At 71.2% G+C, this 7,618-nt stretch carries 7 protein-coding genes; 3 read left to right on the forward strand and 4 right to left on the reverse strand.

The annotated features are described in order from the left end of the window. From OUY22_RS34510 to OUY22_RS34525, 4 genes are all read right to left on the reverse strand, one after another. The coding region (locus tag OUY22_RS34510; RefSeq protein WP_270159498.1) for a GH1 family beta-glucosidase at positions 1 to 1,399 on the reverse strand (1,399 nt) is incomplete at its 3' end. Positions 1,400 to 1,431: 32 nt separating this feature from the next. After that, positions 1,432 to 2,481, reverse strand: coding sequence for a LacI family DNA-binding transcriptional regulator (locus OUY22_RS34515; RefSeq protein WP_270159499.1), 1,050 nt, complete (start codon positions 2,479 to 2,481; stop codon positions 1,432 to 1,434). Positions 2,482 to 2,580: 99 nt separating this feature from the next. Then, positions 2,581 to 3,228: a response regulator gene (locus OUY22_RS34520; protein ID WP_408638253.1), complete on the reverse strand. Its 648-nt coding sequence runs from the start codon at positions 3,226 to 3,228 to the stop codon at positions 2,581 to 2,583. 5 nt (positions 3,229 to 3,233) lie between these two features. Next, entirely contained in the window at positions 3,234 to 4,223 is a 990-nt protein-coding gene (locus OUY22_RS34525; RefSeq protein ID WP_270159501.1) for a HAMP domain-containing sensor histidine kinase, read from the reverse strand. A gap of 224 nt (positions 4,224 to 4,447) precedes the next feature. Between OUY22_RS34525 and OUY22_RS34530 the strand changes: the two genes are divergently transcribed. The 3 genes from OUY22_RS34530 to OUY22_RS34540 are packed head-to-tail and all read left to right on the forward strand — an operon-like array spanning position 4,448 to position 7,557. Beyond that, positions 4,448 to 5,734: an ArsB/NhaD family transporter gene (locus OUY22_RS34530; RefSeq protein WP_270159502.1), complete on the forward strand. Its 1,287-nt coding sequence runs from the start codon at positions 4,448 to 4,450 to the stop codon at positions 5,732 to 5,734. A gap of 15 nt (positions 5,735 to 5,749) precedes the next feature. Beyond that, the gene (locus tag OUY22_RS34535; RefSeq protein ID WP_270159504.1) at positions 5,750 to 7,399 is read left to right on the forward strand and encodes a potassium/proton antiporter; all 1,650 of its coding nucleotides are present in this window, start codon (positions 5,750 to 5,752) and stop codon (positions 7,397 to 7,399) included. Further along, positions 7,288 to 7,557: a hypothetical protein gene (locus tag OUY22_RS34540; RefSeq protein WP_270159507.1), complete on the forward strand. Its 270-nt coding sequence runs from the start codon at positions 7,288 to 7,290 to the stop codon at positions 7,555 to 7,557. The genes OUY22_RS34535 and OUY22_RS34540 overlap by 112 nt, the downstream gene beginning before the upstream one ends. The last annotated feature ends 61 nt before the right edge of the window (positions 7,558 to 7,618 follow it).

The raw sequence follows: 7,618 nt of genomic DNA on the forward strand, positions 1-7,618 counted from the left end.
TGACCGCCTCGGCGGGCAGGGCGTTGGCCGCCACCACGCCGCGGTACCAGTGGGCGCTGTCCTTCCAGGTGCGCTCCATGGTGTCGCGGTCCACGCGGATGATGCCGAAGCGCTTGGCGTACCCGTGGGCCCACTCGAAGTTGTCCATCAGCGACCAGAGGAAGTAGCCGCGCACGTCCGCGCCGCCCTCGATCGCCTCGGCCACCGCGGTCAGATGGCGGCGCAGGTAGTCGATCCGGTCGTCGTCGCGGACCCGGCCGTCGGCGGAGACCTCGTCGGGGAAGGCCGCCCCGTTCTCGGTGATCATGAGGGGCAGCGACGGGTAGTCGCGGCGCAGCCGCAGCAGCAGCTCCGTCAGACCGGTCTCGTCGATGTTCCAGCCCATCTCGGTGTACGGCCCCGGCTGCCGGACGAACTCGACCTCCTCGCAGTTGATCCACGGCGAGGCGGCGCCGTCCGCGTGCCCGTCGGCCGTGTCGCGGGGGCTGCTCCCGTCCCACTGCCGCACCAGGACCGGGTTGTAGTAGTTGACGCCCAGCAGGTCGATCGGCGCGGCGGCCGTCGCCTCGTCGCCGTCCAGGACGAACGACCAGTCGGTGACCGAGGCGGTGTCGTCGAGGAGGTCGCGCGGGTAGGCGCCGTCCAGCATCGGGCCGAGGAAGGCCCGGTTGGCCAGCGCGTCCACCCGCCGGACCGCGTCGGCGTCCCGCTCGGAGACGCCGCGCGCGTGGTGCAGGTTGAGGGTGACCGACACCTCGGCCGCCGGGTCGATCACCTCGCGCAGCGCGCGGGCGGCCAGCCCGTGGCCGAGGTTCAGGTGGTGCACCGCGGCCAGCGCCGCCGCCGGGTCGGTGCGGCCGGGGGCGTGCACGCCGGAGCCGTAGCCGAGGTAGGCCGAGCACCACGGCTCGTTGAGCGTGATCCAGGTCCGCACGCCGTCGCCGAGCGCCTCGCCCATCCGCCGCGCGTACTCGCCGAACCGGAACGCCGTGTCGCGGTGCGGCCAGCCGCCCGCGTCCTCCAGCTCCTGCGGCAGGTCCCAGTGGTACAGGGTGGCCACCGGGGCGATGTCCCTGGCCCGCAGGCCGTCGACCAGCCGCCGGTAGAAGTCCAGCCCCGCCTGGTTGATCCGGTCGCCGCCGCCGGGCAGCACGCGCGGCCAGGAGATGGAGAACCGGTAGGCGCCGACGCCCAGCCCGGCCAGGAGGTCCAGGTCCTCCTCCAGCCGGTGGTAGTGGTCGCAGGCCAGGTCGCCGGTGTCGCCTCCGGTCACCAGGCCGGGCGTGTGGGAGAAGGTGTCCCAGATCGACGGCCCGCGGCCGTCCTCGTTCCAGGCGCCCTCGACCTGGTAGGCGGCCGTGGCCGTGCCCCATAGGAAGTTCTCGGGGAAGGTCGGCATGGGGGGTCACTCCTTGAGGGTTCGGTCTCGCTTCATGCTTCGGTCTGCGGGGCCCCTCGCGAGGCCGTCGTGCGCGGCGGCGCCGAGCTGTCGCCGATCACCAGCCGGCACGGCACCAGGCGGTGCGCCGGCGGCGAGCCGGGGGACTCCAGCCGGTCGATGAGCATGCGCGCGCCCAGCCTGCCCAGCTCGGCCCCGGGCGGCTCCAGCGTGGTCAGCCGGGGGCGGAACATCTCCGCGACCCGGGCGGAGGCGCTGGCCAGCACGAGCGACAGGTCGCCGGGGACGCTCCAGCCGCGCTCCTCGACCGCCTGGAGCACGCCCACCGCGGCCCGGTCGCTCATCACCGCGACGGCCGTCACCTCGGGGTGCTCGGCCATCAGCCGGTCGAAGGCCCGCCGTCCCTCGTCCGCCGTGTCGGCGCGCACGTCTCCCGCGTACCCCAGGCCGGCCTCGCGCGCGGCGGCCGCGAACTCCGCCCCGGCCCGGACCGACGGCCCGTACTCGGGGGAGTAGGCGCTGGTGGAGTGGTTGAAGAAGGCGATGGCCCGGTGGCCGAGCCCGGCCAGGTGCGCGACGGCCTCTCTGGCGGTGCGGGCGAAGTCGATGTCGGCGTGGTCGACGGCTCCGGGGTCCCGGGTACGGCCGATCATCGCGAACGGCACCCCGGACTCCAGCAGGAAGTCGGTCCGCTCGTCGGTCAGCCGCACCTCCATCAGCAGTACGCCCTCCACCAGGCCCATCCCGGTGAGGTAGCGCAGTTCCTCGACCGGGTCGGCGCTCTCCGGCGAGAGCAGCATGTGGTAGCCCAGCTCGGCGGCGGCCTCGGCGGCGGCGGTCGCGAACTGCATCTCGGTCAGCCCGAACCCGCTGCCGGGCGGCGGGAACAGCAGGGCGAGGATCCGGGTCCGCTTGCTCACCAGGCCGCGGGCCAGCAGGTTGGGGCGGTAGCCCAGTTCGGCCGCCGCCTGTTCGATGCGGCGCTTGGTCTCGGCCTTGACCGGGCGGGTGCCGTTCAGCGCGGCGGAGACCGTGCTGACGGCCACCTGGGCCCGCTCGGCCACGTCGCGCAGCGAGGTCATGCCCCTCCGGTTCCTGGGTGAACGCCGTTCGAAACGTTTCGCACAGAACGTATGAGGCAATTTGTGAGGATGTCAACGCTGTGACCGGATGGCGAACCCTCAGGGCTCGATGAGGCCCGCCCTGATCGCGTACCGGGTGAGCTCCAGACGGTCGCGCATGCCCAGCTTGGCCAGCACGTTCGCGCGGTGCCGGTCCACGGTCTTGATGCTGATCACCAGCAGGTCGGCGATCTCCTTGGACGAGTGGCCCTCCGCGACCAGCTTGACGATCTCCTCCTCGCGCGGCGTGAGCAGGCTCGTGGGCAGCTCGTCGCCCTGCTGGTCGCGCTGCAGGAAGTCGCGGATGAGCGAGGTCACCGCGCCCGGGTAGAGGAACGGCTCGCCGCGCATCGCCGCCCGGCACGCCTCCAGCAGGTCGCGGTCGGCCACGGACTTGAGCACGTAACCCGACGCCCCGGCCTTGAGCGACTCGAACAGATACTGCTCGTTGTCGTACATGGACAGCATGAGCAGGCGCACCTCGGGCGAGCGCCGGGAGATCTCGCGCGCCGCCTGGATACCGGTCATACGCGGCATGGCGATGTCGAGGATGGCCAGGTCGACGCCCTCGCCGGCCAGTTCGACGGCCTCCGCGCCGTTGCCGGCCTCGGCCACGACGACGAGGTCGGGCTCGGCGTCCAGGATCAGCCGCAGCCCGCGGCGCACCAGCGCGTGGTCGTCGGCGAGCAGGATGCGGGTCCGTTCCAACCTGATCAGTTCCTTTCCGGCCGGACCGGTATGGTCAGCTGCACGGTGATGCCGCCCTCCGGCGGGCTGGTGATGGACAGGCGGGCGCCGATCAGCAGCGCGCGCTCGCGCATGCCGCGCACGCCCGCGCCCTCGGTGATCCGGCCGCCGCGGCCGTCGTCGGCGATCCTCAGCACCACGCCGCCGGGCTGCCGGCAGAGCGAGAGCTCGACCCTGGACGCCTTGGCGTGCCTGGCCACGTTGGTCAGGCTCTCCTGCGCGATGCGGTAGACCACCAGCTCGGCGTCCGGGCCCAGCTCCGGCAGGTGCGACTCCAGCCGGCGGGTCACCTGCGCGTCGGACATCCCGGCGAAGTCGGCGGCCAGCGCGTTGAGCGAGGCGATCAGGCCCAGGTCCTCCAGCATGCCGGGGCGCAGCCGTCTGGCGACCTGACGCACCTCGTCCAGGCTGCTGCGGACCGTCTCCTGGATGGCGTGCAGCTCCTCGCACAGCTCCTCCGGCGCCCGGTCGACGGCGCGCTTGAGGCCCAGCAGCACCACCGTCAGGCTCTGGCCGATCTCGTCGTGCAGCTCGCGGGCGATGCGCTGACGCTCGCCTTCCTGCGCGGCCAGCGCGTGCGCCGCCGCCGTGCTGCGCTCGGCCTCCAGCCGGTCGAGCATCGCGTTGAACGTGGCCACCACGTCGTTCAGGTCACCGTTGCCGCTCTCCTGGAGCCTGTCGCTGGAGCGCAGCAGGTCGACCCGCTGCATGAGCGCGGTCAGCGCGCCCAGCGGCGCCAGGCTCCGGCGCAGCAGGACCGCGTTCGCCGTGAGCATCAGCGCCAGCCCGACGATCAGCACCGGGATCTCGGTCAGCAGGACCGGCGCCGAGACGGTCGCCGGCGAGACCGCCAGGATCAGCGTGCCCAGGGTGAACACCAGCCCGTTGATCAAGACGAGCCGCCGGAACAGCGCCTGCGCGGGTGACCTCGCGGACACCGGACGTCGCTCGTTCATATCACCAGCGTCGCCGCCGGGCCGCATGCCTGTCCATCGGTGCCAGCACCCAATTACCTGGGGGTCCCTACATGGTGGACCCCACCGGAGATGGGTGTCAGCCCCGATGGCGCATTTACCAGCTCGTTACCGAAACTGTAAACCATGAGACATCTTGACATATCAACACCGTATCTGGTGCCCTTGCCGCGGCCGGCCCGCACAGGACCACCGGGGCACGCGCGATGAGCGGTGTCATCGCCCTGACCGTCTTCGTGGTGGCCTACTTCTTCATCGCCACCGAGAAGGTGAACAAGGTCAAGGTGGTGCTCGTCGCCGCCGGTGTCATGGCGGTGCTCGGGCTGATTCCCGGCGCTGAGGTCTTCTTCTCCGAGCACGAGGGCATTGACTGGAACGTCATCTTCCTCCTGCTCGGCATGATGATCATAGTCGGGATCGTCAAGCAGACCGGACTTTTCGACTTTCTCGCCATCTGGGCCGCCAAGAAATCCCAAGGGCGCCCGTACCGGTTGATGGTGATGCTGATGGGCATCACCGCGATCGCCTCCCCCTTCCTGGACAACGTCACCACGATCATGCTGGTCGTGCCCGTGACGCTGATGGTGTGTGAGCGGCTCGACATCCCCGCCCAGCCCTACATCATCGCCGAGGTGCTGGCCTCGAACATCGGCGGCGCCGCCACCCTCATCGGCGACCCGCCGAACATCATCATCGGCAGCCGCGCGGGACTGACCTTCAACGACTTCCTGGTCCACATGGCGCCCATCGTCGTGGTGGTCATGGCGGCCTTCCTGCTGCTGGCCTGGTTCATGTTCCGCGGGTCGTTCCAGTACAACCCCGACCGGGTGGCCGAGGTGATGGCGCTGCAAGAGAAGCGGGCCATCACCGACCCGAAGCTCCTCGTCCGCTGCCTGGTCGTGCTCGGCCTGGTCATCGTCGGCTTCGGGCTGCACGCCATCGTGCACGTCGAACCGGCGATCGTGGCGCTGGTCGGCGCCGGCGTCATGATGCTCGTCGCGCGCGCCGACACCTCCGAGGTGATGGCCGAGGTCGAGTGGCCGACGCTGGTGTTCTTCATGGGCCTGTTCGTCATGGTCGGCGGGCTGGTGCACACCGGGGTCATCAAGACCATCGGCGACTGGGCGATCGGCGCGGTGGGCGACAACTTCTTCGGCGCGGCGACCGCGCTGATCTGGGGTTCGGCCGTCCTCGGCGCGTTCTTCGACAACATCCCGTACGTGGCCACCATGGCGCCTATCGTGGAAGGGCTGGTCGCGCAGGCTCCCGATCCTGACACCGGGCAGGCGTTGTGGTGGGCGTTCGCGCTGGGCGCGGACTTCGGCGGCAACGGCACCGCGGTGGCGGCCAGCGCGAACGTGGTCGCCATCGGCCTGGCCGCACGGTCCGGTCACAAGATCACATTCTGGCAGTTCACCAAGTACGGCCTTCTCACCACGGCGGTCAGCACAGCGATGGCCTGGCTGTATGTCTGGCTGCGCTACTTCATGTGAGAAGGAGGGGCGACGATGACGTTGCCGCAGCTTTATGTCGTGCTGCTGGCGGGCGGCCTGGTGCTGCTCGTCAGCATCGCCGCGGCGCGCACCGCCTCCCGTCTGGGGCTGCCCAGCCTCCTGCTGTTCCTCGGGCTCGGCGTGCTGCTCGGCGAGGACGTGCTGGGCATCCCCTTCGACGACGCCCAGCTCGCCCAGACGCTCGGCGCGACCGCGCTGGCCGTCATCCTGGTCGAGGGCGGGCTGAGCACCCGGTGGGCGGACGTGCGCCGGCTGCTCGCCCCCTCCGCCCTGCTGGCCACAGCCGGCGTGGTGATCAGCGTCCTGCTGACCGCCGCGGGCGCGCACTACCTGCTCGGCATGGACTGGCAGCTCGCGCTGCTGCTCGGCGCCATCGTGTCGTCCACCGACGCGGCGGCGGTCTTCGCCGTCATGCGGTCCCTGCCGCTGCCGCGCAAGCTGGCCAGCATGGTCGAGGCCGAGTCCGGCTTCAACGACGCGCCGACCGTGATCCTGGTGCTGGTCTTCAGCGCCTCCGGCGGCCTGCCCGACCCGCTGACCATCGGCGGGCAGATGGTCTACCAGATCGCCGCGGGCGCGGTCATCGGGCTGGCCGTGGCCATGGCGGGAGTGGCGACGCTGCGGTACGTGGCGCTGCCCTCCAGCGGCCTGTACCCGCTGGCCTCCTTCGGGTTCGGCATCGTCGCCTTCGCCGCGGCGGGCGGGGCCAACGCCTCCGGGATCATCGCCGCCTACCTGTCCGGGATCGTGCTCGGCAACGCGATGCTGCCGCACCGGGCCGCCACCCGCTCCTTCGCCGAAGGCGCCGGCTGGCTGGCGCAGATCGGGCTGTTCGTCATGCTGGGCCTGCTGGTCGACCCGAGCGAACTGCTCGACGCGCTGCTGCCCGCACTCGTCATCGGGGCCTTCCTGCTGCTGGTGGCCCGGCCGATCTCGGTGCTCGCGTGCCTGGTCCCGTTCCGGATTCCCTGGCGCGAACAGGCGTTCATCTCCTGGGCGGGGCTGCGCGGGGCGGTGCCGATCGTGCTGGCCACGTTCCCGATCGTGGCCCAGGTGCCCGGCGCCCTCGACGTGCTGCACATCGTCTTCGTCCTGGTCGTGGTGTTCACCCTGATCCAGGGGCCCACCCTGCCCGCCGTCACCCGCCTGCTCGGGCTGGTCAGACCGGAGGAGGCCAGGGAGGTGGACATCGAGTCGGCGCCGCTCGACGTGCTCGACGCCGAGCTGCTCACGGTCACGGTGCCGGAAGGGTCGCGGTTGCACGGGGTGGAGGTCTCGGAGCTGCGGCTGCCCAGACCGGCGGCCATCAGCCTGATCATCCGCGACCGGTCCTCGCTCGTGCCCGCTCCCGACACCCGGCTGTACGAGGGCGACCAGCTATTGATCGTCGCCACCTCCCGCACCCGCGAGGAGGTCGAGCGGCGACTGCGCGCCGTGGGCCGCCGCGGCCGGCTGGCCCGCTGGTACGGCGAGCGCGGTGACGAGGACCCGCAGCCCGAACGACCACCCCACGAGAACGGAGGCAGAGGGAGATGGAGATCATTCCGGCGACGGTCCCCGGAACCGGCACCATTCACCAGATCACGACCGGAAGAGGAGACCGGCTCGCGCTCATCGATTTCCGCGACGGCCGACGCGGGCTGACCATCTATCGGGACGGCGATCCCGAGGACGAGGGACACGTCGTCGAGCTGACGCCGGAAGAAGCCGACCAGATCGCCGAGCTGCTGCACAGCCGGTCGCTCGACGACCGGCTGGCCGCCATCGAACAGCGGCTGGCCGAGCTGTCCGCCCGCAGGTGACCCGGCAGCGGGAGGCACGCCGGTCATCCGGCGAGTCGCCCCGACGCCGCCGGACGACCGG

The organism is Nonomuraea corallina, from assembly GCF_027620315.1.
Taxonomy (GTDB): domain Bacteria; phylum Actinomycetota; class Actinomycetes; order Streptosporangiales; family Streptosporangiaceae; genus Nonomuraea; species Nonomuraea corallina.